Source organism: Aneurinibacillus tyrosinisolvens (assembly GCF_001015055.1).
GTDB classification, from domain to species: Bacteria; Bacillota; Bacilli; order Aneurinibacillales; family Aneurinibacillaceae; genus Aneurinibacillus_A; species Aneurinibacillus_A tyrosinisolvens.
Genome location: NZ_BBWZ01000043.1, coordinates 13,026 through 39,231, shown reverse-complemented (window position 1 = coordinate 39,231; position 26,206 = coordinate 13,026). Strand labels below are relative to the sequence as shown.

The window sequence follows — 26,206 nt, the reverse complement described above, 5'->3', positions numbered from 1 at the left end:
CGTGTCCCTTTTCACTTTCAGACGCGTAGAAGAGGCCAAATTTGTCATTCTACTCCTCCTTGCCGTGAGCTGTTCTCAAATCTACATCATCACTTTCACCGTAATCTTATGCACTGCCATTTGTCCCTTATGTCTACTCCTATAGAAAAGAGCTCCTGCAATAACTCATGCAGGAGCTCTTTTCTATAGGCAACCACTGTTTTCGTTAGAAAACTAGAAACAACGGGCACAACCGCCACAATGGAAGCAATTAAAACACCGGAAACAGTTGAAGCAATTAAAACAACGGAAAAAACCGAAGCAAGAAAAACCACCGAAGCAACCACCACCGAAGCAACCACCACCGAAGCAACGACCGCATTGCCGAGCCTCATCCATATTGTGCTGGCTTTGAGTATCATAAGGAACCATCGGACCCGCCTGGAAATTGGCAACATTCAACCCTTGAAGTTCATTTTTGAAATCATCCATTAGTACAACCTCCATTTATTAAATGAATAAATTGTGCCGGCAGCGTAACCAGCAGCTAGAAGGGAAGACAAAACGAAGAGAATCAGAAAAACAACGGTGTAACCGGCGAATCCACCAACTACTTCGAATACTCCCTTCGACACAATATGAATCATGGTGGGCGATTGTTACTAATTCAAATACCTAGTTTTATTGGGTATTCGTAAAACCGTTCAATAAGAAAACAATAGGGTCACATTATATCCACAATGAAAAAACTACGAGACTTTGCTGAAAAAGAAGCTGGCACTACTTGGGCATGCTAAGAGTGGGAGTTTCATCAAGTTGAAAAGCGCATTAACCTACTAGTCCAGAAGTAGGGTCGCCACGCCTGCTAGACCAACATTATGAGGAGGAACTTAGTAAAGAGGAATTGCACGTCATCAATTTACTTGTTAGAGATGAAATGAATGCCTTGGGGCGTCAAAAATCCAAATTTGGCAAGTTTGTATAAATTTATAAGAAACACGAAAATCGGGTGCATAGAAATGCGAAAACCCTTGATTTCACAAGGGTTTTCGCATTTTAGTCTTGTACTTAGCTTTAATGAATGTTGATTCTCGATTTATTGACGAATAAAGCTGACAAAACCTATCTTTTGCTGCGAACAAATAATACCCAAGATCATACCATGGCACAGTCAAATAAGTGAAATGTAAACGCTGAACACAGCTCACTTGTTATTGTGTTGTACGACTTTAGCGTACAAAAACAAAAGATTACAAATGGTTATTTGTGGCAAACAGGCATAAATCCACATCGTGTTACGGCGACTGGAGCCGCACAAAGATTACTCAACGGAGAGCGCGCACCGTCCATCGTGGAAACCCTCATTGCCTGCATACAAAATGCAGAACAGAGAGATCGTAACGTGCGGGTCGGTTTATATGTTATGAGGGATGCCGCCCCCGGTACTTACAAATCATTTGTCGAAAATATCATACGCTGGCAAGATTATGCTGAACTTCATTTACAAAACGCCAAACAATCCGTCATGGGAATTACAGGATCTGCCTCGCGGTAGGGACAATTTCTCCATGATACCTAATTGAGCGGTTGTTCGAATTTTATGGACTCGTATACCTCATCCATCCACTCTTTAATCGTTCCGCTTTATACTTACCATAAGACAGAAGCTTCATCGCCGAACGATTGGCCGCATGAAAAACCAAGCTCAACTTCCATTCTTCCTCCATTTCACTGGGGTAGGCCATGGATTCGTAAACATAATATGCCGCCATGATGCAGGGGACTACTTCCTCCGGCTCAAATCCGTAAGTAGTTGCCTCATCAACAACCAAATCAATGAGCGATTGATTCCCATTTTTAACTTCTTTCTGGAGCAACTTCTTTACCGGCCCCGGTACTAATTCTAATATCTCATCCTTCATGACTGTCACCTCATCCCTTAACATGTCCAGAAAGCTTAGAAAGATATTGATTTGTTTACAGGTTGAATAATGTTGGATGTTCCCCACTTTTAACTGCTCTATCATTTATGTATCTATTTTTAAAGTACACAAGCTGGTGGCCAACCCTACAACTGTAATCGTCACACCGGAGAGAAAAAGTTTCTGAGGAAAAAATGAGTCCCCCATCCAATACCTCAATGGGGGAAAGAAAAAAATCGATACCAATGGCTAAAATCAAGCTCCCTATTAAAATCGCTACTGCTTTTGAAGAAACTGGCATCGATAACCTCAACTCCGAAAATAGACATGTTAGAGTATATGCCACCATTTTCTTGTATAACCTTTCCGTTGAATTAGAGTTAGCTTTCGTTTAACCCTAATTGAGTTGATTTCAGCCATCTTCCGCTTCGAAGTAGGGGTTAATCACCTATAAGGTTTTGAACCGTTACAAATTTATAGCCGCTCTTACGCAAATAGTCAATCATCCCGGGCAGTGCCCTTACCGTTCCATCTAATCTGCCGGGCGTCGTTAAGAGTGTGTGCTGCAGGACGATTGCTCCCGGCGAAACATCTCTTCTTACAATCGATAAAATCTCTTCTTCTGATATTCCCTTCCAATCGAATGTATCAACGGACCACATAATGACTTGATAACCTAAATCATGAACTGTGTGAAGATCTGCACTCGTAAACAAACCAAAAGGGGGCCGAAATAGAACCGTTCTACGTCCTGTAATCGAATGAATCTCCAATTCGGCCTTTTGTACTTCCCGTATGACCTGGCTAGTTGTAAGCTTCGGTAATTCGGGATGGCTCCAGCTATGGTTGCCCAGCTCATGCCCTTCCTGCACAATGCGTTGTAAAACCTCAGGAAAGAATTTCACCTGTGTTCCCACAACAAAGAATGTTGCCTTAACCTCATTGTAATTGAGTATGTCTAAAATCTGAGGAGTATAGAAATGGTCAGGACCATCGTCAAACGTTAGAGCTACCTTTTTCTTGCCTGGGTTTCCATTATAATAAATTCTGGGTATGCTGGATGGCGGGGTATTCGTAATGATATAAGTTCTGGATAGTTCGGAATTATACGATAGGAGTATTCCCAGTTTTTCAGACGCGTATTGCAGCGGGATGTATGTACCATCAGGGAGATTTGTAGTTATTGTCGGAAGGTAGTCACGCTGCCAGCTATTTATGTCTTTCACATAGTACTCTGCATAGTTCTCTCCTGATGGTAAAGTAATTGTCATCGTATTTCTCTTTAAGACCACAGATTGGTTCTCAACATTCCAGTCTACGAAAACACCAGCATATTTTAAAAATAAGGCTGGTACCATCAAATACCCATTCTGTAGATAATATGTAGTGATTACGGATTGATGGTCAATATAAATAGGTGCTTGGGGTAACACAATATCACTCCCTCTAAATCCCTACAGTAAAACCTAGTCTCCAATACTAATGTCTTTATGTTTTACTTGAAAAATGCATACCAAAATCCGATCCTGCTTTATAAGATAATACATCCCAGGTTTACAAAATAAGGAGGATGTATATGAGTCAGGTACGGAAAAATAGTGAGAAATTAATTTTTGACTATGTCATAATAGGAACCGGTCCGGCTGGTGCTGTTATCGCAAAGAATCTTACTGATAATAAAAAAACTTCTGTCCTTGTATTAGAAGCGGGAGAAAATAATGATAAAGATGAGCCCATTAGGGATTCAACCTTTGCTTTAGAGCTTGAAGAACGTTTTTTTTCGCAATATTTCTGGCAAGGAGAAGGGGTGCCTCAGGAGGGGCTTGATGAACGTTCTTTTGAATGGACGACAGGCCGGCTCTCAGGTGGCGGCTCTTCGATTAATGGCCAGCAATACGTAAGGCCGACGTCTGCCGTTTTCAAGGAATGGGAACAGCTTCTCGGATCTCTCTGGTCACCCGAACACGCTATTGCTACCTTTAAAAAACTAGAAAAATATAACGGAGAGACAAATAGCCCCGATATACACGGATTTAACGGCCGGATAGACATAAGGCAGGCTCCTGCGAATCCATCCCCGATGGCCAATAAGCTGGTTTCAGCAATCGAACAGGCAACAGGATTTAAAGAAATTGTTGACTATAATGATCCTGAAACGCCCCTTGGCCCCTTTACACGCTGGCAATTATTTCAAAATCCAAACGGTCAACGCGAAAGCTCATCGACCGCCTTTCTTTCATCTGATATCATGACCCCTGACGGCCGTGGTATAAAGGGCCGAAAACTGACAGTTTTCTTTAAATCAACAGCTCTTCGTGTACTTTTTAGTGAAAAGCGTGCGATTGGAGTTGAATTTCTCAAAGAGGGTAAGTGCATTCGCGCTTACGCTCACAGTAAAGTCATTGTTTCAGCAGGCATCAACAGCACACAGCTTTTGATGCTTTCCGGCATCGGCCCCGCTAAACTTCTCAAAGAAGCGAACATCCCTGTTGTTTTTAATAATCCACATGTAGGCAAAAACCTCAGAAACCATACGCTTAACTTTGCGACATTTACAGCAAATCCAAATGACAATCCCCTGCCCCTCCATGATCGGAATGCCCTTTTTACTGGCGGTGCTTTTCTTCCGGATCCAACGCCGGGAGCTAATCAAAACCGTCGAGGGGTTCAGCTGCTCGGAACGGGTTCCAATGGTCAATTAACGATTGTTATTCTTTTCCTGCAGCCAAAAAGCCGCGGTTCCATAAAAATCCAAAACAACGACCCGTTAAAAATCGTGCTTGCTGACGAAGGTTTTCTTGAAAATCGCTCAGATTTAGAAGCCGTAAAAAACATCTACAAAATTTATATTAGGAATATTGCAGCACGGCTTGCAGCTATCGATCGAAGGTATCGGCTCGTTTCACCAGCACTGGATATAATTAATGACGATGCCAGGCTTGAAGGGTTTATCAAGCAAAATTTCGGCCATAATCACCATCAACAGGGAGCTCTTCGAATGGCGCCTCTTAACATGGGGGGTGTGGTTGACAACCAGGGGCGAGTACACGGAGTAAAAGATTTAATCATTGCTGATGATTCCATCATTCCATTTACTGTAGATGGTAATACTTCAGCCCCAGCCTATCTCATTGGTTTTACCATTGCACAGCAATTACGTAAACAAAATAGTTATAAAAGCAAAGGGAATAGCACGACAGCCAGGGGAAAGTAATGTAACCACGCGCCTGTGTTAGAAAAAATATAGTTGAACTGGGGATATGTACAGTTCCCCTTTCTTGCTTAATCATACAATATTTCGTATTTCTCAAAACAAGAGGGGGATGTGTATGGCGCAGGTAAGGGTAACTCCGCGATTCAGAAGGCTTTGTGATCAATTTACTAGAATTTTAGGCGGGGAATCTGAAATTGATGTAGGTCCTGTTTGTTTTGTCAGCCGGGCCAGAAGACTTAATGCCACAATCTTAGGAAGACGCACGACTTCCCCTTTGGTCCGGTATCAGCTTTTTTCGTTTGAATCCCTTGATAGGTCCGGGCGTGCACTCTGCTTAGGTGAAACCGCGCTTTTTCAAAACCAGGCCAATCGATTAATTTCAAATCTTCGCAGAGAGGGCATTAGAGTAACGGCACTTCACAATCATTGGCTGAATGAAAATCCCCGTTTAATGTACATTCATTGGGAATCCATAGATAATCCGATTGCATTTGCGAGAAAAACGAAAAGGGCGATTGCTTTCCTGGGTTAACAACAGGACCTTTTCTTTGACAGATAATTTCAGCCCCTGCCAGTTACTAAAAGAGCAGGGGCTTTCTTTTTTATTTTTTTGAGAGTTATTTTTACTTCATATTCGAAACTGCCGCCGCACCTCACGGCTCAAGTCTTGCGAATGTGCATCGTATAGTTGTTCCCACTTTTCCTTAAACTGCCGGTATAACAGCGGATATTTCTTCTTGACCCGAGTAATCCCGGCAAGATACTCGATGTCCATCTCCTGTAGCTCATATAATATATCAGCGGGCATCTCCTCCTCCGGTTCAGGGGGCGGAACCAGCGGAATGAATCTATTGTTAAAATACCGTTCTGCTTCATACATAACGAGCGGAAACATCTCACTATCACGGAACATACGGTGCAGCTCTTTTTCCAAACGCATCACATGCTGAATCTCAGTCCGTCTCTCTTTCACGGCCCGATCCTTCGGGTCGATAAAATACATAAAATCGATAAAAATCTCACTGAGACGAAACACCCCGGCTTCATACAGCATATCTACCTGTTCATTGAGTGCCTCCAGCACAACCCGCTTTGATTCCTCATCAGCCAGCGTTTTTAAAACTTACGTATGCGCGTCTGCAGCTGCGACCATAGGTTCCATTTATTCAACCTGGCCATCGTGTGAACCCAGAAAATAAACAGATGAATATCCTCTGCCTTCTCTTGCCCCGGATCTGGAAGATGTGATACAAGCAGCTCCCAGGCTTCCTCATCCAGATCTGCTACCAAATAAGCCGAAACAAGAATACGCAAACTTTCGTATATACGATCGGGGAATCGCTCGCATGTATCCTTGAATATATCGTATGCTTTCTCTGGTTTGCCTATTTCCATGTATATCATCGCACGCGACATATACACAGGAATTTCCATACCTTCAGGGATCAGCGGAAGAATATGCGTATACTGTTCCTCAAACGCATCGACATCATGAAGGTGCAGCAACGCTCCCGCCAGCCCCATCCGTGCAGAGATACTGTCCGGCATAATATTTACTGCCTGCTGATATATGCTCCGCGCCTGTTCCCACTCTTCGGTCTGGACGTATGCTTCCCCTTTCTCCATCAGCTTTTCAATCTTATTTCCATGTTTGCGCATTGCATCATATTCATGCCGCTTTTTCGGGTCACGCAGTACTTCATATGCCTCACGAATGCGTTCAAACTGTTCCGGGTGTGTTTCCGGCGGGAACTTCTTGACCATCTCGATGTATTTCTTTTTAATGTTTTCCTGCTTAATATTCGAGCGTGTGCCAAGTACTTTATAATAATTTTCAGCCTTTGCTCCAGCCATGGTATCTTTATACCTCCAATTCAATCAGCAAATCCGTCGCCTCATCAAGCGCCTGCTGTATCTCATCAGAATCTCTGCCTTGCAGTGCGGTATGCAGAAGCTCTATTATTCTCTCCACCCTCGTCTTGTCCGCCCCACCGCACTTGCGCGCAGCCGTTCAGCCTGTTTTAGCAGGCGCTCGGCTTCTGTCTGCAGCTCTTCCGCCGGTATATCTTCGTCTTCATCCCACTCTGCGTCAGCGAGCAGTTCTTCCAGTTCCCATTCTTCCTCTTCATCCCCGGCTTCCTTACTCTGCGCGTATAATTCCTCAATCGCACGCACGCTTTCCGCTATTGCTGCTTCTGAATCACGATTAATCGCATCCTGGATGGTCACCTTCATCGCCTCTCCAGTGGAAACGCAGGAAGCGGTCACTTCGAGAATTCCGTTCAGATTGTAGCGAAATGTCACATTAATGGCTTCCTCTTGTTCCATATTGGCCGGAATACCTTCAAGTAAAAACTCGCCAAGCTTATGGTTATACTTGACCCATTCGTGCTCCCCCTGGTATATTTCAATCTGCACCGCCGTTTGTCCGGGATACACAGTATGAAACTGTTCCGTCTTCGTAACCGGAATGGTTGTATTGCGCGGAATAATGGTTGCGAATCCGCCTGGCCGGGAAGTAAAGCCCGCTTCTTTCAGTACTGCAATCCCCATGGAAAAAGGAGCCACATCTGTGACGACAAGCCCGCTTTTTGCCAATGCACCCGATTTAAGGCCAGCCTGTACGCCCGCTCCGAGCGCTACTGCTTCATCCGGATTCACATCGTTACGGGGCTGTTTACCCAGGAAATTCTCTATCCGTTCATATACACGGGGAATGCGTGTAGACCCTCCTACAAGCAAAATTTCATCAATATCGTCTTTCTGCAGACCAGCGTCGCGCAGCACATTTTGCACACATACCATTGTCTCTTCCAGCAAGTCATCAATCAGGGAGATAAATCGCTCGCGGGTAACGGTCGTAAACAATCCGACAGGCGCGCCTTCTTTCATGGTTACTACCGGCAGTTCCACGTTCACGGATATATCGTCAGATAACCCTTTTTTAACGCGTTCAGCCTCTTCTTTTAACAGTGCTTTTGCTCGAATATCATTTCGCGGATCGATGCCCTGTTCAGCCATAATTTGTTCTGCGAACCAGTCCACAAGCCGCCAGTCAAAGTCTTCTCCGCCCAACTCGTTATTACCGCTTGATGCCTTTACCTCCATTAGCCCGCTCATCATCTCAACAAGCGACACATCAAACGTGCCGCCCCCCAAATCATACACAAGCACGTGTCCGTCTTTCTTTTTGTTTCGCAAACCGAAGGCCAGTGCCGCTGCCGTCGGTTCATTGATGATTCTTTCCACAACAAAACCGGCCAGCTCTCCGGCCTGCTTCGTAGCACGCCGCTGTTCATCGGTAAAATATGCCGGCACCGTAATGACCGCTTCTTTTTCGCCTTCACCCAGCTTTTCATCAACATAACTTTTAAGTTCTTTTAAAATAAGAGCCGAAATTTCCTGAGGCAGCAAGGCTTGTCCAGCTATCGAAATGCGCTCGGAGCTGCCCATTTTCCGTTTTACCGCCGCTATCGTGCGATCAGGCATGGCGACAAGTGCCGCGCGCGCATCTTCACCGACAACAATGTGCCCCTGTGGGTCGATAAGCACAACCGAAGGAATAATCCGCTCTTTTCGCGGGGAAGGGATGATTTCCGGCTTTCCTTTATGAATGTAGGATACGGCAGAATTGGTTGTGCCAAGGTCGATGCCAACGATTGGACGAAAGGTAGTACTCAAGTTCAGTCCCTCTTTTCTATTAATAGATTATTGTCCCGACGCTAACGTAATCACCTGGGCCTTGCGCAAGACACGCCCATCGCGGTCTGCAAATCCCCGCCGAATCACTTCTGTCACCTGATAAGGGACAGGGCTTGTTTCGGATACATCTATTTCTTCTAAGGCACGTGTTCCAAGCGATTCGGCAAACTGGGGATTAAACGCCTTCCCCCTCACTTCGATTTCATAGATTCCATTTTCTGCAAGAACACTCAGTAATTTCTCCGCCCAGACGCGCAGCGTTGGCCCCCATTTGTTTTCTTGTTCCCCCTGCAGATGCGCACATAACTGATCGATATCATCCAGCCAGCGAATGTTTTGCTCCAGCAGCGCATGAACTTGCTGCGCCTGCGCGCCCGCTTGTATCTGCCGCACCGTCTCCACATTCGCCGCCATTTGTTCGAGTTGTTCTTGTACCGTTTGGGTTGCTTTGTACTGCATACGTGTAAGTTTCGTTATCTGTTCGCGAATTTCCTGTACTTGCTGGGATAATTCATTTACAGAAGTGGATGTGTTGGTATATGCTTCTGATATTTGCCGCAGCATACGCTGTTCGAACTGTTGCAGAACGTCGTAGATTTGCTCGTTCTCTTTTTTTCTACCAAAAAAACCCCATAAACCCATGAGAGTCTCCTTTCCTTGTTCCCGTTCATCTCTTTTCTTTATTATATTACTACTGTATTCGTTCTCCTAGCAACCGTTCCGCTGTGGAGCGTCAAAATAATCAACATATACGTTCTTGATTGTGTTATAAGGTAGTTTTAACTTAAATTTTAATGCAAAAAAAAACGGCACCAAGGAAATAGTCCTTTAATGCCGTTTTACTTTGATACCATTCCAACCAATTATGACAAATCACAATACTTATTGTTATTTGTCATAATTAGTAAGACATGTATCATATTAATCTGGACAAAAATTTATAATTAGTTAGATTTTAAGAATTAATCAGTCGAAAAACATTAGCATCTTTATGATTAGAAACTATAATTAAATAATATAACTTCAAATTTATAGTAAAAATTCATATTTAGTAAGACAAAAATTTATTCAACAGGAGGGTGGATTAAGGTTAATTCGTATAATTATACAGTTAGTTTTTTATACAGATATAATTTTTGTAACTATTCAGCTTGCTAATAGATACTTTTTTATTAATTGGGATTCCCCCACATTCTTCACCCTCTTTTTGTGTGTTTTTTGGAAAAATATACCCGAATTTTAACATATAAGGAAATACAAATTATATTCCTTATTTGATTAAACTGCCCAACAGTTCAATAAATGAAAAACGGTTGCCGAAGCAGCCTTACTTTGCTAACGATCCCCGATAGTTGAATAAAGTACGAAAATGAGATGCAAAACTAATCTTCCATTTGTACGAATTCATCAGGGTTGGTTCTGATGTATATACCAATTCGCTTTAGAGTCGATGGAGCGATTTTGTGTAAAATTGTGTTAAGTGAACTTATGCAATCAAGAAGTTCCTGATTGCGGTCAAGGTCTTCACGTGTAACTTTAAATTCCATTAAACTACTGGGTTGATTATACTTTTTAAGAACTTTTTCAATTTCATCAATGAATAATAGCATGGTATCATCCTTGAAATACTGCAATCCACTTTTGATTTCTGACCATATTTTTGGTTGAGCAAGAAAATAAGCACTCCACCAATATAATTCGGTTAATGATCTAATTGCGTGGTTATAATACACGTGGAACATAAACAACGCTTGTTGTCCTTTGGTTAATCTCTTATAGAATTCAGTTAGATCATTATCAAACATTCGTTCCGTTTTATACACTTGGATCATTGGCTCAAAACACGTTATTCCAAGCATTAAGTCTTCTATTGATTCGAACTCACTTCTTCTCATATTCACAAACAAAATCAAATCACTCCTCCCTACCAACAATACAATATTTGGTAAAATTATTCTAGTGTTAATTTTTATTCAACTCTTCAAGTATCCTGCCCGTTAGCTGAGTAAACTCTGCCAACGTAATAATTAAAACTTGTACGATATTAATTAAAAATCAATTCTCATTTTGTCCCTAAAGACATAAGAATGAAGCAATCCACTGCTTAATTAAATGGGGAGGGATTTTTTGAAGAAACGTGTTTATACAGCATTTTGGTCACTTTTAATATTTTTAATGATGGATTTGTATTTATGGGCAAATGCTTATGTTCCGATAACAAATCACTTATATCGTATTGCTTCACTCGCTCCAGCCGTACATGTCAACGGCAAATTGTTGATTTACAATGGAACATTGAATTTCACTTCCGTTCCTATGATTCCCTATAAAGAAAGTGACGAAGCTCATCAGCTTTTTCAGACCCAGGAGTCCCCTTATATAAATGCACCTTCTGACAACAACACAGTTTCTTGGATCGTGCTTCCTTATAGTAACGAAAAAGCTTTTATGTATTCATACCCCAAGAATTTATGGGAATAAGCTAAATAGTAAAAAGCACCTCTATACCATGAGATGCTTTTTATAATTGGTATGACTACCTGTAAATTGTTAAATCCCTGTTTATTCAACTAATGATTCCCGTTAGTTGAACAAAAAATATTTTAATGCTTCATTAATTTAATTAGAGCTGCCCAATCTAATTCTCCCCATCCCCTTGATACAGCTTCTGAAAAATTATTCTTAGCAAGTTCTGCACTTGGTAATTGAACAGAAACTTTATTGGCAGCCGCAATCATAAGATCTACATCCTTTAAACCAAGTTTCATTTTAAAACCAGCTGGTTCAAAGTTGTTTTCAGCTATAATATTTCCGTAGTTTTTATACACTGGTGAACCAAACAAGGTATTAACCACATTCAGGAATTGTTTTGGTTCAATTCCATATTTTTCAACCATAGCCAGTATCTCTGACAAAGCTTCTAACATAGAAACAATTAAAAAGTTATTTCCTAATTTAACAACATTTGATAAATATCCTTCATCTCCCACAACAAATATATCCTGTCCCAATATCTTTAAAATTGGCATAATTTTATTTCTTGCTTCTTCTGGTCCTGCCACTATTAAACGTAAAGCTGCTGAAGCAGCCGCATCAGGTCGACCTAAGACGGTTGAAGATACAAAATGCTGATGATGACTTAAGTGGTCTCTTGCTAATTTCTCGGACAAATCAACGCTAAGTGTACTAATCGAAACATGGATTCCCCCATTTTTAAGACCATTTATAATTCCTGTATCACCGTATACAACATCCTCAGCAGCTTTATCATCAGAAAGCACTGTGAATACAATTCCTGTTTCCCTTGCTGCTTCTGCTGCAGTTCGTGCAACTTCAGCCCCTTTAGATGCAAGGTCTTTAACTTTACTTTCTGTTCTGTTATAGACAACTAATTCGTGACCATTTTTTAAAATGTTTTCTGCTATTGGCAAGCCCATATTACCAAGCCCTATTAATGAAACTCTCATATTTTCACTCCTCAATTTAGTTGATTACTTTTTTGGAACGATCAGTCCATAAAAAGTAAAAAAATTTATATCAAATCCAATACTGTATCAATCATATCGTAAAGTACCTGTTTCTCCTTTTTTACTTTAGAAAGTAAGTTGATACTATGATTTAGATTTAAAAGCAAACACGAAAGAACTTTTATATCTTTAGTTTTATGTATTTCTCCAGAATACTGTCCTTTTTGCAAAACTTCATAAAACATCTTCTCTAAGTTATCAAAGTTATCCTTGACTAATTGCGAAAATGTGCTGTCAGCACCCACTACTGTCACAGCTGCATTTGTTATCATACAACCCTTGGGAAAATTTTCATCGTATGCTGAGTCTATGTGTGAAATGAAAAGTTCCTTTATTCCTTCTTTTGCAGTTGGAGCATTTAAAAGTAACTCTCTCTTCTTTTGTCTAACTTTCTTATAATGTTCGATAGTCTCTAAATATAGTGTCTTTTTATCAACAAAAGTTTCATAAAGGCTTGAGCGGCTTATGCCCATTGAACCTATCAAGTCAGGGATACTCGTGGACTCATATCCTTTTTCCCAAAAAACCAGCATTGCCTTATGTAATACGGCATCTTTATCAAACTCTTTTAACCTCCCCATTTTCATCTCCCCCTTGCTTATATTGAAATTTAACATTTCCGGAACGAATAGTCCAGAAATTATTATGATTATTTTCAACTATCTCCCGTTAATGGAACAATTCGTGAGCCGAAACCTAACCAAAGCGTGCTTTAATCAAATCCTACCTAGGTTATTGAACTATTCTGCCCGTTAGCCATCCATGCAGCATAAAAAGTCCTGCACCACAGAGTATGAAAATAATTTTTGAACTGCCCACTAGGATTTTTGAGGAGTAATTTTCATGGTAGTGAAGTAAAGAATTTCAAAAGGTGTTCCGAGTCATTGGACATAAAAAGCAGACACTGATGCAAGAATTGTGGTATCCGCTTTCATTTATATATTAAATGCTATCGGTTATGAAAAAACATTGCTCTCCTTTCGTCATATGTCTTTTCATCATCTGTTCCAAACCCATAACCAGCATGAATAATGTGAGTGACAGGCGGACCTGGAGTCAAAGCGATTTTCCACTCCCCATTTTCTTTAGCTACAACAATAATGAAATAGTTCAATCCATTAATGCGACGTTTATTTTGTTTATGTACTTCATAATCAACGGCAACATAAAAATATCTCATACCTTCAAATTTATCTACATAATGCGGTGGGATATAAATTTGCCCAAACTCAGGGGGCAATTCCTTCCATGCAACAAGTTTTGCTTTTTTGATATTGAAGAAACCAAGCTTCTTTTCTTGATTTTCCTTGCTATTTATTTGATCGGCAAGGTCTTTTCTTCGTTCCTTAACCCAAAGTTGAGGAATAGTATTCCAGTTATGTTGGTTTAGGGTATCAATGTATTTCCTGACCACAGCAAAAGCTGGATTCTCTTGTGCTTGGACGGAGATGGTAGTTATGAAGAGAAACAATAACAGTAAAACTGATACTTTTCTTCTTTGCATTGGCTATTACTCCCTTCAAATGTGTTCCCCTTTATGATGCCCTGTTTTTTTGCGTGATAAAGTTATATCGTTCATACCAACAAGAACTGGACCAATTCATAGTGATTAATTACACTACACTGTTCATATACTGCCCATCAGCTAAACAAATAAAAAAAGGCTAACGAAACAACCAGCCGTACTTAGCTAACGATTCCCCTTAATTCAATAACATAAAATGGTATTTGCGAAAAATATAAAGAGTGACTAGCAGAGATTAGCAGAAAAAGTAAAAGGATTACTTCATATATGAAGTAATCCTTTTACTCACTCAGGCTTTAAGTTCATGCTTTCCCTCTTCCTCCCATCTAAGATAACTTGACCACCAATATCAGGATTTTTATCTAACGTAGTTAATGTCGAGTTTTCAATATATACTTCCCCTGTATCTCTAAATGTTTTATCCATTTTCTTACCAAAATACATTTCGGCTCCTGAACCAAGTACCGTTATTTTATATCTTTCTACTCCATCCAAATCCTTTTTATCTCCCTTGTATTGAATTCGAATCGAATCAGTGTTTGAAGTAGTTTCCTTACCATTATAATTTTTTACTTTTTGATTACTACTAACTGTATATACCATTTTCCAGTGTTCACTTTCTCCTTTAAATACAGTTTCCTTGGGTTTATCTTGATTGGAACAAGCACTAAGCATATACATGCTTAAAAGGATAAGTGTTGCAAAAAGTTGCCTCATTTTTTTCTCTCCTTCGTTCTAAAACTATTTTATATAATTTTATTCCTTATTATACAGAATTTTCTTTTAATGGATATGATTTATAAAAAATATTTGGTTTGGTCATACATTTTATTATCCTGCTTTACTGCCCTTTAGCATAATAAAAAGAAGACCACCGAAGTAGCCTCTTATTGAACTAACGATTCCCGTTAGTAAAGTAAAGTTGTGACTTTATTATTCCTCGTCTATGCTTTTTCAAAGGTGAAATTATGAGATTTCCAATTTCAAATTATAATCATCTACATAGAGACATTTATTGTTTTCAAAACATCTTCTCATTGTTTATATATCTCAAAGTGTTTTCCTTCTCTTGGGAATTTACCTTCTATTGGTGCGCTACCAACTTGTTTTACTTCTCCAAACAGGCTGGCGGTGTAGTTGTATTCCCATCCAGGCTCGCTTGTAAAAGTAACATCTTGGCGATAAGGATTTGCTGAGGGTGACTTTTTATCAGCTCGTTCTATTTTCCATGATTCTCCTGGATAACGATTCTTTAGATACTGATTCACATCTTTTTGTATGGCTGAGGCTCGATATTCAATCCAGATTGGACGTAGACCCCACGCCCAAATAGCTAATAACACTGAGGAAGCAATAAGGATTTTTCTATATTTCCCTTTAGACATAAGTGCCATAAATAATATCAACAAAATGAAAAAAATATCGAGCCACAATCCAATAATTTGAGCAGGTGACAAAATATCCCTCCCTTCCTTTATTTCTTATTTTACTTTAATATTCAGACAAGTGAAATCAACTCCTCTCAAACAACTGGCTTCATCAAATATTTATTAAACATAAAGAAAAATCCTGATTTAGCTGAAACCAGGCTAACTGTTTTTGCACATAGTCCTAACATATTGAAGATTCCCTGCTTGTTCAACTATACTGCCCGATAGTTGAACAAATAAAAAACGACTGCCGTAACAGCCGTATTGTGCTAACGATTCCCGTTAGTATGATAAAGTGTGCTATTTATACCATAGTGATTCTTTTACATTAGCACCTTGTTCTTGAGCAAATTTGCACCGTAATAGTTCAATGCTTACCTATCTAGTGTCCATAGTTATGTGTTTCCCACTCGAAGTACACTACTATTCCAATAACAATGAGAAAAATTGCCATGACAATGAGTCCAAAACCTGTCCATCGCAATATTCTTCTGTTCACATCCTGCCCCTGAACTGATTTTGTTTGTTTGATAAATAACCATCCGCACACTATTAATAACGCTATTATGATTCCAGACTGTGCATTCACAACCAAAAGAACTCCCCTCTCTTACCTAGCTTATCGTATAGACGGAGATGGAAAAAATTGTTGCTTTATACTGCCCGTTCAGCAAGCAAAACCTTAATCTAATTCCCCTATGAACCAGATTTCGCCTACATATTGATACTCTTCATCTGTAATTTCTTCTTTAAACCCTAAAACCTTCATGTTCTTAGGGACAGTTAATTGCCATTCACATTCAATATTTCTGCCTTTAGGCAGTGGAACCCACCTTTGAGAGTCAACATTTCGGTCGAAGAACGATTCGAAATAAGACTCTCCTGAGAACACAATTATTTGTGAATTCCATAGACTTGGTAAGTCAACCGCAACAACTACTCTTGTTCTTTCTGAGGTATCAGGTTTTACATTGACTAAATGTTCTGCTCTATTCAATAATGTTTGAATACATAAGCGTTTTATGCCAATAGGGGTTTTGTTAGAAGATATAAAGCCCTGTCCAACTGGTAAATGAAGATGCCAATATCCATTATAAAAATCGGAAGGAAATTTTATTGTTTCCTGCTCGATTCGTTTTACCATGCTTTTTACTTTACGTTTTAAGCCTCTGACTTTTTTTGTTAGGCATTTTTTTCACCTACAATCTTTTGGTATTGTCCCAGCTGAAATCGTGACTTATCCGTAATATAACACTCTTATACTTTGTAATTCATCATCACATAATATATAATCCTCTACTTCGTGTTCTTCATATACCAAAAAGAACACTTTGCCACCTCTTTCGAAGGACAAATCCAAAATTTTGCACTTAAACAAAGGTGATTCACCGATTTCGTAGCCTTCTTTAAATTCAATCTCATACCACTTTCCTTCTTCAATTTCAAATGGTTGACTTCGAACTTTTGTGATAATGGGTGTCCTATCCACTCAGTCTGCTCTATTTTGAATTATTATCAAGATTATTTAAAGTATAATGCTTAGTAAACTAATCTGCCCATTAATAATGACTAGCCCTTCTTTAATCATGTAGTTCCCCCAATACTTTTAAAAGAAAATCATGCTTTTCTTTTAGATTCTTAATTTCTTTTTGGACTTTAAGGATAGCCTTTAGGAGTGTTTCGTCTGGAATAACGCCATTCATCTCCATGATTAATTGTTTGGCTTCATGCTGAACCTCATAGTTTCCATTTACCATGCAATCAACAAGCAATTCAATATGATTTGAGTAATCAAGTGGTTTTAAAGCATATAAAAGTGTTCCTCTATTCCCTAATGTTTTGGAATGTGTAATCATTTCGATAATAGGCTCAACAGCTTCCTGATTACCCATATCACTTAAAGCAAGAGCAATTTGATTTCTTAACCCGTGGTTGTCTGTGCTTTTCAAATGTTGGATAAGGAAAGGCACTGCTTTCTTTTCCCCTCTCCTTCCTATCTCTTCTATCATGCTTATAGCTTCTTCGATATTGTTATCTTCGATTTCCTTTTGTAATTGTTCTAAATCCATATGAATTTCTCTGCTTTCTATAAATATATATGGGACTCTGAATAATCTTACTATAACGCCAATGGATTACTTAAGTATGCTGCCCTTTAGCTGAATAAAAACAGACCTCCTTTCGAGGTCTGCATCGGCTGATTAGTTATGAATTTTTCATTTATCTGAATGCCTTTTAAAAAAATCTAACAATGTTTGACCTAAAGCAGTAGCAATATATCCTTTTCCATCGCATTTAGGACAAGCTTCATCGCTTATTGTACCTTTTTCATTACATTCCCAACACTGCTGTTCCAAATCGTCCATTGCAATGATACTCATTATAAATCTACACCTCTGTTCGTGTTTTACTCAATATACCACAAATTTAACAACATGGTTGTCTCACTATCCTACCCGATAGTCATAATGAACGAAACGGCCCCACTTCGCTTAACGTAGGTTGTACTTGGCAACAATGGTAGTGTTCATTTCTACCAAAACCAAGTGTAGAGCTACAAACGAAAGGAGCCGATTACTATGCAGGATGTACAAAAATTTGTGGGTTTAGACGTATCAAAGGAAATGATTTCAGTTGGCCTGGCCGAGGCAGGACGCGGAGAACCTCGCTTCCATGGAAATATCCCCAATCAGCCAGAAGCGATTCGTAAGTTAATGAAGAAACTTGGCAACCCTGAAAGTCTACATGTCTGTTACGAAGCTGGATCGACGGGTTATGGAATCGTAAGATTCCTCTTATCTATGGGAATTGATTGTATCGTGGTAGCCCCTACCCTTATCCCCCGCCGGGCTGGGGATCGTGTGAAAACTGATCGTAGGGATGCCCTGAGGTTAGCTCAGCTTCTTCGAGCTGGGGAGCTTACGGCTGTATGGACACCCGATGAAGACCACGAAGCGTTACGTGATTTGATTCGTTCACGTCATGACACAAGAGAAGACTTACAACGAGCTCGTCAGAGATTGAATCATTTCCTACTTCGGCATGATTTGCGCCCACCTCAAGGAACACGGAACTGGTCCGTCAAACACCGGGATTGGCTCAATACGCTTACTTTCGAAAAGCAATCCTTGCGGATTGTGTTTCAAGAGTACCTTCATACCATTCACGAAGTAGAAGAACGAATGAAACGACTAGAAGCACAAATTCACGAGGAAGCCATGCAAAGTGAGCACGCTCCAGTGATTCAGGCTTTACAAACTTTACGAGGTGTAGCCGAAGTTACAGCCGTCACGTTAGTCGCGGAAATTGGCCAGTTCTCTCGATTTATGAGTCCCAGGCAATTAATGTCCTATGCCGGTCTTGTTCCGAAGGAATATTCGAGCGGGTCCAGTCGTTGGCAAGGTTCCATTACGAAAATTGGAAATGCCCAGATTCGCCGAGCCTTGGTGTAGTGTGCCTGGGCCTACCGTCATCGTCCATCCTTAAAAGGAGAATTGCTGAAACGGCAGGAAGGACAAGACCCAGAAGCCCAGCGGATTGCTTGGAAAGCCCAACATCGTCTTCATCTGAAGTACCATCGCATTACTTCCCGTGGTAGAGGCGGTAAACATGCAGCTGTTGCGGTCGCTCGAGAACTCATCGGATTCATTTGGGCCATTGGATGTGCCATTGAGAAGAAGAAACTCGAAGAGTTTTCTGCTGCATAATTCTCTGCGTAATCAGTAATCCCTACCTCTTAAACTAAAAAGAAAGATTTTGAAGGCTTGGCTCGAAGGCAAAGCCCCGGTAAGGAGAACCCTCATGTTTAACTATGCACTAGGTGTTTCAATACCGAACGTGCGCCGTTAGTCCGAGGCAGCTCCGTGACGGATAGGATTGAAATGCGGTACCCAACCCGCGCATATCAGACTGTTAACCGCCGTCAGTGTCCTTTGCCTTCGTGCCAAGGTTTTAAGATTTCCTTTCTTCAACTTTTAAAAAGATATCCTTTCCCGGCTGTTTGTTTGTCAAGGGCAAAGAGCGCCCTTGACAAACACAGCCAGAAAGGATGATGGGTCTGTAAGTTGAGAAAAGGATAACTATGTCCATAGATGGAGCAAAAGCCCATTTAAAAACCCTTTGATTGCGGGGCCTTGACAGTTTCGTTCATATCAGTTAAATAAAAAAAGACCACCGAAGCAGCCTCTTATTTAACAATGGATTCCCGTTAGCGTAGTAACAATATGTTTATCACGTATGCATCTCTCCACAGATGACTAAAATACTGGACATAAAAAAAGCAACCACCCAATTTCTTCAAAGTAGTTACTTAAATTTACGAAATAAATGTTTCTATACATAAATGATTTTTTAATCTCTATCCTTATAATCCTTGCCTGTTGAGATCGTCCATATGAAGAACACAGGAACAATGAAAAGGGCAGACACCAGCATACACACTGATGCAACCGCCCCGATTGCAACCAGCAGTTGTGGCATAAAAGTCAAAGTAATCAATACGAAGGAGAGCAGTTGAAAAAGATGGCGTATAACTTTCTTCTCAATATCAAAGGACAAGGATTTCACCCTTCCTAAAATGAAATGGTACTCCAAATCGCAAATGTAAATAATTGTATACTCAATTATATGCTTATAATGCTAAAAAATCCAAGTATCAATTTTCTTTGTTTTATATATTCTTCCCCAACTATCCTGCTCACTAGTTGAACAAATAAAAAACGACTGCCGTAACAGCCGTATTGTGCTAACGATTCCCGTTAGCTTAATAAGCTAGTATAATTTTAATTGGTGTTTTCTAATATATTTCGTATTTTATCCGTATAAATTTTATCTAGATGCTCGGTACTATATTTAAAATTTTCCATGCTGGACACTTTAGGGATATTCATCTTTACAAGCTTACTGTCAAGCTTTTCGATGATAAAAACCTCGTGTTCTTCTTCATTTTTAAATCCGCCGACTTCTGTTAAATCAATTTTTGAACCGTCCTTTAATTCTATTATATAGAAGAAGTCACCCTTTGAATGAGTAAACGGGAATCGTTTCTTACCATACACCCCTGTATTAATACTCGCAATGTCGTTGTAGCTATATTCCCGACCCTGTGGTGAAAGAAATGAATAATCAATAATCTTGTTATTCGTTATAACTGTTACAGACGAAACGATGATGTAAAACAGTGCGACGTTAAGGGTTAAAAATATGGGTATAATTTGTTTTCTGTGTTTCTTGAAAAAATCCTTTGAACTAACTTCCCCCAACATTCTCCTGAATTCCTTATGGAAAATATAGAAGAATCCCGCGAAAAAGTATAGCTCATAAACAAACATTATCCTTGAAGCAGGGTATTTAAAAATCCATAATAAATACTCTTCAGGCACAAATATTTTCTCTTGAACTGTCACAATCAATATAAAAATCCCAATTGTTAATACAACTATGGCAATTAGTGAAAGAATGTATAGGAAAATAATCTTGATTTTTTTCAAATGAAAAACACCTTTCATGTGTTATAGAACCATTATTCCCCCCTTTTGCATTGAACTAACCTGCCCGTTAGTTGAGCAAATAAAAAACGACTACCGTAACAGTTGTATTGAGCTAACGATTCCCGCTAGTGAAGTAAAATAGACCTTGAGGTCCACTAATCAAAATGCGGCTTTAGTTTCCATTTATTAAGCCAGCAAGTTCTTTTATTGTATATTGTATTTCATCCTTGGTGTTGTAGAAATGAGGAGCAATTCGTATTACATCTTTTCTTGCAGAAACAAGAATGTTTTTTTCTCTTAACAACCCTTCAACTTTTGATGCGTTTTCCACATAAAAAGATGTAAGACTCGTTTTATTTTCAGTAGATAATGGACCTATGATGTGCAACCCCTTTTCCTGTCCATAATCTAAGGTAAATTGGGCTAGTTCTTTTAAATATAATTCAATGTTACATATATCAATTTCAAGCAATAATTTTAACGCTTCGTAAGCTGCATAAACGCTTATAAAAGAAGGCGTACCTCTTTCAAAACGACGAGTCCCCGCAGCAAAAACTGGATGATGAATATCAAAGGCTGATGCTTTTTCTTGTCCTAACCATCCAGTCACCCTTGGTTTTAATTGCCCAGCAAGCTCCTTTTTTACGTATAAAAAAGCAACGCCTGGAATCCCTGACATGTACTTGCGGGTCCCTGTAACCAATATATCGATATCCATTTCTTTTACATTAATCGGAATATGTCCTGTTGACTGATAAGCGTCAACAAATAAAAGAGAACCTTTTCTATGTATAATATCAGCAATTGCTCTAAGATTTTGCTTAAACCCGTTGTAGTAATTCACATGAGGAATGGATGTAAGAAGCGTATGATTTGTTACTTCTTTTTCATATTGCTCTAGATGTATAATCCCATTGGAAGAATGAATAAAGGACATATTATCTTTGAACGGTTCTTGTGCAAGCCATATATGACCGACCGTAGGAAAATCTATATCTGAAAGCAAGACTTTGTTTTTCTCCTGGTGATACGGGAGGGAAGTAGCAATCGCTGAAATCGCAGCAGAAACAGAGGATAATACAGCAACTTCATCTGGTTCAGCCCCAATAAATTCAGCAAATTTCTTTCTTGTCTCCTCTACTTTCTTCATCGCTTCATTCCAATTATTCCCACAAGAAAGCAAACTGTTATGATATTCCTCAATGGCTTTTGAAATAGGTTCAGCTAAAGCACTTTGAGAGCAACTAGCTAAATGCAGATGAGTAGATAATGTAGGAAATAGCGAACGATACGAATAATACGGATGAATCATTGGTCATACCTCCCTAGTGAAAATACATCATAAATATTGTAAGTTAAATAGGCTCTGTACAGTAAAAACCAATTTATCCATGTTCAACCCTATTCTACATCTAATTTTTCATGATTAACCATTATTAAATTAACCTCCCGTTAGCTCAATAACATCAATATATTAAAACAGTTAGTTTAGTAATAAATTGAACAGATTCATAATTTTTTTCACCTAAATTAAATATGGGAGATGACAATAAACCCCAAAGTACCAAATCCAATTCCGATAACAATTAGCAACGCCTTTATCATTTTCCATGACATGATTTTTAGAAGGAGGGCAATCATTTCAAAAAACAGTCCTGTTATAAAATAAATAATGACATTATCACCCATCCCAAGCTCAGCACCTGTGTATCTCGTTTCTTTATGTTTGTATTCTGTAAAATGAATGCCTGCCCTTATAAAAGCATAAGCAGTTACCCAACAAACAATTACCATAGCCCATGCATTAGCTGTACCCACTTGTTTCCCCACTCTTTCCCTTGAATAAATGGCTCTTATTCTTTTCTGTCAGTTGATTATCACATGATTACTGCCATTTTGCACAAAGGGAAAAATAACCAATACCCAGCACGAAATAAAAGAAAAACGGCTATCGTAACAGCCGTACTTCACTAACGACTCCCATTATTTAAACACTCATTACCATGCCACTATTGCTATTATTAATACTCCAAATCCAATCAGACATAAAAACACAGCCCAGGCACGAAAAGTAAAAAAAGCTGGTAGTTGCAATGTAAAAAAATCGATTATTACATCCATCAGTGCTTCCCAAAAGGATTCCTTTGGGTCTCCCTTCCTCCATAAGTACACTCCCAAAATAATTGATAAAATTGCCCCTCCAAGAATGCCACTATTCACTAAGACATCAGCCATAAAACACATCACCGTTTTCTTTAAATGTACCCTTATCTATCAAGCTTCCCATTGCCAGTAAAAATCTTAGCATAAATACTTTCTTAATTATTTTGGATAAATATTCCAATATCCTCAATGTTCCTTACTCCACTCTACTGCTCATTAGTACAGTAAATGAAAAAAGCTGCTAAACTAGCCATTTTTCGCTATTAATCCCCTTTAATGAAATAAAAAAGCATTAAAATAACTCCCCGTATTGCTGATAATCCTTTAGAAATTCACTAATATCTTTAATTACATCTTGAACATCTCCACCATAACCATTAACAGCAGTTTCATATTCGCTTTCTAAACCGTTTACCCTATAAAATAAATCATCATATACATCACGTTTCCAAACAAGCCTATACATTGAAGTAATAATTTCGCTACTGTCTTTTTGAGACGTATTCAAATCTTTATAAAAGAGACCAAGTAACACTTTTGTTGCCAAATCAATATGTTTTTCTGGTGATACTGTGTGTAAAAGATTAACAACATCATCGATTTTCCTATTAAGAGACATAGATATATCATATAATTCGTTCGGAATGGACGAAACATCGAGTTCTGAAATTACCTTATCTGCCCAGTTTACTACATCTGATAATTTAAAATGTCCAACATAAAGCCCTAAATTGTAGACCTCTGCTTTTTCAGTTAAACCTAACATTTTACTTCACCAACTTTTGTTCTTCTTTGTTAATTTTATTATAATTGATTGTTCAACATTTCTGCCCGTTAGTTGAACAAATAAAAAACGACTGCCGTAACAGTCGTACTTCACTAACGATTCCCGTTAGTTGAACAAAATGTTATTTAGTAAAAAAAATAAAAGCGTCATAAAGGCTGGAATATAAAGACAGATTACATATTCTAAACGCAATATTCTTCATCAGATTTAGGAGGTATATATCTAATTTCGTTTTTTCTTCTTAAAATTATTCATTGCAATTTCTTTCAATTCTGGTGAAAATTCCTCAATTTCTAACTCCATACTATAATCATTTAGTAATCCTCTAATTTCACTTCGGTTTTCTATTATATCTATTAATAAGGGTTTCATACTAAGCTTAAATAAACTCAAGGTATAGAAAATAGCCAAATAAAAGGAATAAATAATCAACGAGGTACATAAGCAAAACACTATTTCATTAAATTCTTTTGGTATCAGCGTGATAATAAATGAAATAAAAGTAGCGATGATATTAAAAATGATTATTGTGATTATAGTTTGAAATGCAGTAAGTATATTGGAATAAATTTCATTAAATTTTATCAATATTTGTATAATAATATTTTTATCTTCTCAGGACTCATCAACATCCCACTAGTTTCCTGTATTTCATTTTTTTTTGTTCTGCTATTATTATTCCGATACACCATACATACAAGGAGAGGAAGACTGCAAAGAATGGTTAAGAAACTGTGCAATATGTTGAGCATTATATTGTTATCGGCTTTGTGGATAACAAATGCTTCCGCGTCGGCGGCAGAGGCAAATGTACCTTTTAATGTCGATCTTAAACAAAAAATTACAACAGACTTGGCGGAATATCATGAATTTGATAAAGCTGTTATGCAAAACCAAACAATCTATGTTCCTGAACGGCAAGGCAATAAGATTACAGCAATCAACGCTTCAGACCGTTCCATTAAATGGGAATATGCCACAGACGCCAATTCTTCCTATTATTCTTTTTCCGGAGTGAAAGGGCTTCTTTTCTTCCAGGCAAATGGGACATTGACGACATTGAAAGATAACGGTACAGGTGCTACCGTTTTGTGGAGCAAGCCTTATATGGCTGCTAACTTTGTGTTGGATGGTTCTACCTTATATGCGACCGCAGGGGGGAAAGTATTAGCTCTTGACGTTTCTACCGGAGAAGTAAAATGGGAATATTCGCTTCCAACTCGAGAAAGTTCTCACAGCAATATTGCGATAGGAAATGGACGCATTTTCTTTGTGACAGATAACCAGATTGACATGGTCCGCAAGATGTATTCATTGGATGCTTCAAACGGACAAGTTCAGTGGACAACAAGCAATGTAGATTACTATTCACAAAAATTGAATTATGCAGATGGCAAGTTATATGTGAAAAGCTATGATAAAATGCTCGCATTTGATGCAAGCAATGGTGCTTCCCTTTGGAATTTCACAGTGCAGGCAAACTTTGATTTCGAGATGGATACAATTACCATCTTCACTAAGACGGCTACTGGAGAAGTCGCAGCCTACGACCGTACGACAAAAGCACAATTGTGGAAATACAAAACTGGTTCCTTTTCAAACGGTCCTATCATAGTGACCCCTACTCATATCGCAGTGAATGGTGATGGTACGATTAAATGGATGGACAGCAAGACTGGACAGCTTGTACGTACCATGACAGAGCCTGGGGTGAAAATTCAGCCATTGTCTGCGGACAACGGTGCCTTCCTTGCAATCGACACAAATAAGAATTTGTATTTCTATGCAAAAGCATCCGAAAATACAAACCCATCACCCGTACCTGAGACTAATACTAATGCAGTAACCCACACTGTTCAATCTGGCGATACCTTGTGGAAAATCGCTCAGAAATACAACGTGACTATCCAGAGCATCATTGATACCAATAAACTGGATCCTTCAAAGTATCTGTATGTAGGGCAAAAGCTGATCATACCTGTTCAGGCTCCAGCTCAACAAGAACAGCCAGCTACTCAATCTATAACTACTTATACAGTTCAATCCGGGGATACACTCTGGAAGATTGCTCAAAAATTAGGAGTAACCACTCAAGCAATTATTGATGCTAACAAACTGGATCCGACAAAGTATCTGTATGTGGGCCAAAAATTGAATATCCCTGTAACTTCAACAGCTATTCAACCGGCAAATACAAGTTACACCGTGGTATCAGGCGATACGCTCTGGAAAATCTCACAAAAGTTTGGGGTTAGTATCCAGGCTATCGTGGATACCAACAAAATTGACCCATCGAAACCCATAAATGTAGGACAAAAACTAATTATCCCATCTAGGACATAAACTCAAAAAGGAAAGCAGAAGATTAGCATCTGCTTTCCTTTTTTAAACAAGTTTTAGGAACACATAACAGTATGTTTGTATGGAGTTTTATAAAATTTTTCGTTAATGTTCATTTAAAACAAAGT

30 protein-coding genes are annotated in these 26,206 nt (G+C 39.0%); 7 read left to right on the top strand and 23 right to left on the bottom strand.

Features of this window, described 5'->3' with window-relative positions:
- Positions 1-213: 213 nt before the first annotated feature.
- Positions 214-411, bottom strand: coding sequence for a hypothetical protein (locus MBEAL2_RS30615; protein WP_236692996.1), 198 nt, complete (start codon positions 409-411; stop codon positions 214-216).
- Between the two features lie 970 nt (positions 412-1,381).
- Between MBEAL2_RS30615 and MBEAL2_RS33215 the strand changes: the two genes are divergently transcribed.
- On the top strand, positions 1,382-1,534 hold the full coding sequence (locus MBEAL2_RS33215) for a hypothetical protein (RefSeq protein ID WP_236692995.1): 153 nt from the start codon (positions 1,382-1,384) through the stop codon (positions 1,532-1,534).
- 43 nt (positions 1,535-1,577) lie between these two features.
- Here the strand turns inward: MBEAL2_RS33215 and MBEAL2_RS23870 are convergent, their stop codons facing one another.
- Positions 1,578-1,901, bottom strand: a complete 324-nt coding sequence (locus MBEAL2_RS23870; RefSeq protein WP_047154738.1) for a hypothetical protein — start codon at positions 1,899-1,901, stop codon at positions 1,578-1,580.
- Between the two features lie 440 nt (positions 1,902-2,341).
- Entirely contained in the window at positions 2,342-3,334 is a 993-nt protein-coding gene (locus MBEAL2_RS23865) for a polysaccharide deacetylase family protein (RefSeq protein WP_236692994.1), read from the bottom strand.
- 143 nt (positions 3,335-3,477) lie between these two features.
- On the opposite strand from MBEAL2_RS23865, the gene MBEAL2_RS23860 reads away from it, so the two are divergent.
- Together MBEAL2_RS23860 and MBEAL2_RS23855 are read left to right on the top strand one after the other, a co-directional pair.
- Complete coding sequence (locus MBEAL2_RS23860; RefSeq protein WP_047154736.1) at positions 3,478-5,115, top strand: GMC family oxidoreductase; 1,638 nt, start codon at positions 3,478-3,480, stop codon at positions 5,113-5,115.
- 115 nt (positions 5,116-5,230) lie between these two features.
- Positions 5,231-5,647, top strand: a complete 417-nt coding sequence (locus tag MBEAL2_RS23855; RefSeq protein WP_047154735.1) for a DUF1259 domain-containing protein — start codon at positions 5,231-5,233, stop codon at positions 5,645-5,647.
- Positions 5,648-5,743: 96 nt separating this feature from the next.
- On the opposite strand, the gene MBEAL2_RS23850 is transcribed toward MBEAL2_RS23855, so the two are convergent.
- From MBEAL2_RS23850 to MBEAL2_RS23830, 5 genes are all read right to left on the bottom strand, one after another.
- The gene (locus MBEAL2_RS23850) at positions 5,744-6,199 is read right to left on the bottom strand and encodes a hypothetical protein (protein WP_047154734.1); all 456 of its coding nucleotides are present in this window, start codon (positions 6,197-6,199) and stop codon (positions 5,744-5,746) included.
- A 32-nt stretch (positions 6,200-6,231) separates the two neighbouring features.
- Positions 6,232-6,969, bottom strand: coding sequence for a tetratricopeptide repeat protein (locus MBEAL2_RS23845; RefSeq protein WP_047154733.1), 738 nt, complete (start codon positions 6,967-6,969; stop codon positions 6,232-6,234).
- 105 nt (positions 6,970-7,074) lie between these two features.
- Positions 7,075-8,796, bottom strand: a complete 1,722-nt coding sequence (locus MBEAL2_RS23840) for an Hsp70 family protein (RefSeq protein ID WP_201780851.1) — start codon at positions 8,794-8,796, stop codon at positions 7,075-7,077.
- Positions 8,797-8,823: 27 nt separating this feature from the next.
- Entirely contained in the window at positions 8,824-9,459 is a 636-nt protein-coding gene (locus tag MBEAL2_RS23835; protein WP_047154732.1) for a nucleotide exchange factor GrpE, read from the bottom strand.
- A 740-nt stretch (positions 9,460-10,199) separates the two neighbouring features.
- Complete coding sequence (locus MBEAL2_RS23830) at positions 10,200-10,730, bottom strand: hypothetical protein (protein ID WP_052947962.1); 531 nt, start codon at positions 10,728-10,730, stop codon at positions 10,200-10,202.
- Between the two features lie 214 nt (positions 10,731-10,944).
- Here MBEAL2_RS23830 and MBEAL2_RS23825 point away from each other — a divergent pair, with 214 nt between their 5' ends.
- The gene (locus MBEAL2_RS23825; RefSeq protein WP_047154731.1) at positions 10,945-11,298 is read left to right on the top strand and encodes a hypothetical protein; all 354 of its coding nucleotides are present in this window, start codon (positions 10,945-10,947) and stop codon (positions 11,296-11,298) included.
- 122 nt (positions 11,299-11,420) lie between these two features.
- On the opposite strand, the gene MBEAL2_RS23820 is transcribed toward MBEAL2_RS23825, so the two are convergent.
- The 9 genes from MBEAL2_RS23820 to rtpA all read right to left on the bottom strand — a co-directional run bounded on the left by MBEAL2_RS23820 (position 11,421) and on the right by rtpA (position 17,680).
- On the bottom strand, positions 11,421-12,284 hold the full coding sequence (locus MBEAL2_RS23820; RefSeq protein ID WP_047154730.1) for an NAD(P)-dependent oxidoreductase: 864 nt from the start codon (positions 12,282-12,284) through the stop codon (positions 11,421-11,423).
- A gap of 65 nt (positions 12,285-12,349) precedes the next feature.
- A complete protein-coding gene (locus MBEAL2_RS23815; protein WP_047154729.1) occupies positions 12,350-12,925 on the bottom strand; it encodes a TetR/AcrR family transcriptional regulator in 576 nt (191 codons plus the stop codon).
- Positions 12,926-13,293: 368 nt separating this feature from the next.
- On the bottom strand, positions 13,294-13,848 hold the full coding sequence (locus MBEAL2_RS29685; RefSeq protein ID WP_052947961.1) for a hypothetical protein: 555 nt from the start codon (positions 13,846-13,848) through the stop codon (positions 13,294-13,296).
- A gap of 306 nt (positions 13,849-14,154) precedes the next feature.
- Complete coding sequence (locus MBEAL2_RS23805) at positions 14,155-14,586, bottom strand: hypothetical protein (protein ID WP_047154728.1); 432 nt, start codon at positions 14,584-14,586, stop codon at positions 14,155-14,157.
- A gap of 317 nt (positions 14,587-14,903) precedes the next feature.
- Positions 14,904-15,326, bottom strand: coding sequence for a hypothetical protein (locus tag MBEAL2_RS23800; RefSeq protein ID WP_047154727.1), 423 nt, complete (start codon positions 15,324-15,326; stop codon positions 14,904-14,906).
- 655 nt (positions 15,327-15,981) lie between these two features.
- Positions 15,982-16,443 (bottom strand): DUF3916 domain-containing protein, encoded by a 462-nt coding sequence (locus MBEAL2_RS23790; protein WP_047154725.1) that lies wholly within the window; start codon positions 16,441-16,443, stop codon positions 15,982-15,984.
- 93 nt (positions 16,444-16,536) lie between these two features.
- The gene (locus tag MBEAL2_RS23785; protein WP_047154724.1) at positions 16,537-16,788 is read right to left on the bottom strand and encodes a hypothetical protein; all 252 of its coding nucleotides are present in this window, start codon (positions 16,786-16,788) and stop codon (positions 16,537-16,539) included.
- Between the two features lie 91 nt (positions 16,789-16,879).
- Entirely contained in the window at positions 16,880-17,368 is a 489-nt protein-coding gene (locus MBEAL2_RS23780) for a HEAT repeat domain-containing protein (protein ID WP_047154723.1), read from the bottom strand.
- 147 nt (positions 17,369-17,515) lie between these two features.
- Positions 17,516-17,680: an anti-TRAP protein gene (rtpA, locus tag MBEAL2_RS30610; protein WP_082130137.1), complete on the bottom strand. Its 165-nt coding sequence runs from the start codon at positions 17,678-17,680 to the stop codon at positions 17,516-17,518.
- 198 nt (positions 17,681-17,878) lie between these two features.
- Here rtpA and MBEAL2_RS23775 point away from each other — a divergent pair, with 198 nt between their 5' ends.
- Complete coding sequence (locus MBEAL2_RS23775) at positions 17,879-18,751, top strand: IS110 family RNA-guided transposase (protein WP_201780850.1); 873 nt, start codon at positions 17,879-17,881, stop codon at positions 18,749-18,751.
- A 42-nt stretch (positions 18,752-18,793) separates the two neighbouring features.
- Positions 18,794-19,006 carry a hypothetical protein gene (locus tag MBEAL2_RS32515; RefSeq protein ID WP_201780849.1) on the top strand — a complete coding sequence of 71 codons (213 nt, stop codon included), beginning with the start codon at positions 18,794-18,796 and terminating at the stop codon, positions 19,004-19,006.
- A 643-nt stretch (positions 19,007-19,649) separates the two neighbouring features.
- Here the strand turns inward: MBEAL2_RS32515 and MBEAL2_RS23770 are convergent.
- The 6 genes from MBEAL2_RS23770 to MBEAL2_RS23745 form a co-directional block, all read right to left on the bottom strand.
- The gene (locus tag MBEAL2_RS23770) at positions 19,650-19,856 is read right to left on the bottom strand and encodes a hypothetical protein (protein WP_047154722.1); all 207 of its coding nucleotides are present in this window, start codon (positions 19,854-19,856) and stop codon (positions 19,650-19,652) included.
- 224 nt (positions 19,857-20,080) lie between these two features.
- Entirely contained in the window at positions 20,081-20,788 is a 708-nt protein-coding gene (locus MBEAL2_RS23765; RefSeq protein WP_152667908.1) for a hypothetical protein, read from the bottom strand.
- Positions 20,789-20,960: 172 nt separating this feature from the next.
- The gene (locus MBEAL2_RS23760) at positions 20,961-22,100 is read right to left on the bottom strand and encodes an aminotransferase class V-fold PLP-dependent enzyme (RefSeq protein ID WP_047154720.1); all 1,140 of its coding nucleotides are present in this window, start codon (positions 22,098-22,100) and stop codon (positions 20,961-20,963) included.
- 218 nt (positions 22,101-22,318) lie between these two features.
- The gene (locus MBEAL2_RS23755) at positions 22,319-22,606 is read right to left on the bottom strand and encodes a hypothetical protein (RefSeq protein WP_047154719.1); all 288 of its coding nucleotides are present in this window, start codon (positions 22,604-22,606) and stop codon (positions 22,319-22,321) included.
- Positions 22,607-22,786: 180 nt separating this feature from the next.
- On the bottom strand, positions 22,787-23,023 hold the full coding sequence (locus MBEAL2_RS23750; RefSeq protein WP_047154718.1) for a hypothetical protein: 237 nt from the start codon (positions 23,021-23,023) through the stop codon (positions 22,787-22,789).
- Positions 23,024-23,243: 220 nt separating this feature from the next.
- Positions 23,244-23,717: a hypothetical protein gene (locus MBEAL2_RS23745; protein WP_047154717.1), complete on the bottom strand. Its 474-nt coding sequence runs from the start codon at positions 23,715-23,717 to the stop codon at positions 23,244-23,246.
- Positions 23,718-24,458: 741 nt separating this feature from the next.
- Here MBEAL2_RS23745 and MBEAL2_RS29680 point away from each other — a divergent pair.
- Positions 24,459-26,081 (top strand): LysM peptidoglycan-binding domain-containing protein, encoded by a 1,623-nt coding sequence (locus MBEAL2_RS29680; RefSeq protein WP_052947960.1) that lies wholly within the window; start codon positions 24,459-24,461, stop codon positions 26,079-26,081.
- The last annotated feature ends 125 nt before the right edge of the window (positions 26,082-26,206 follow it).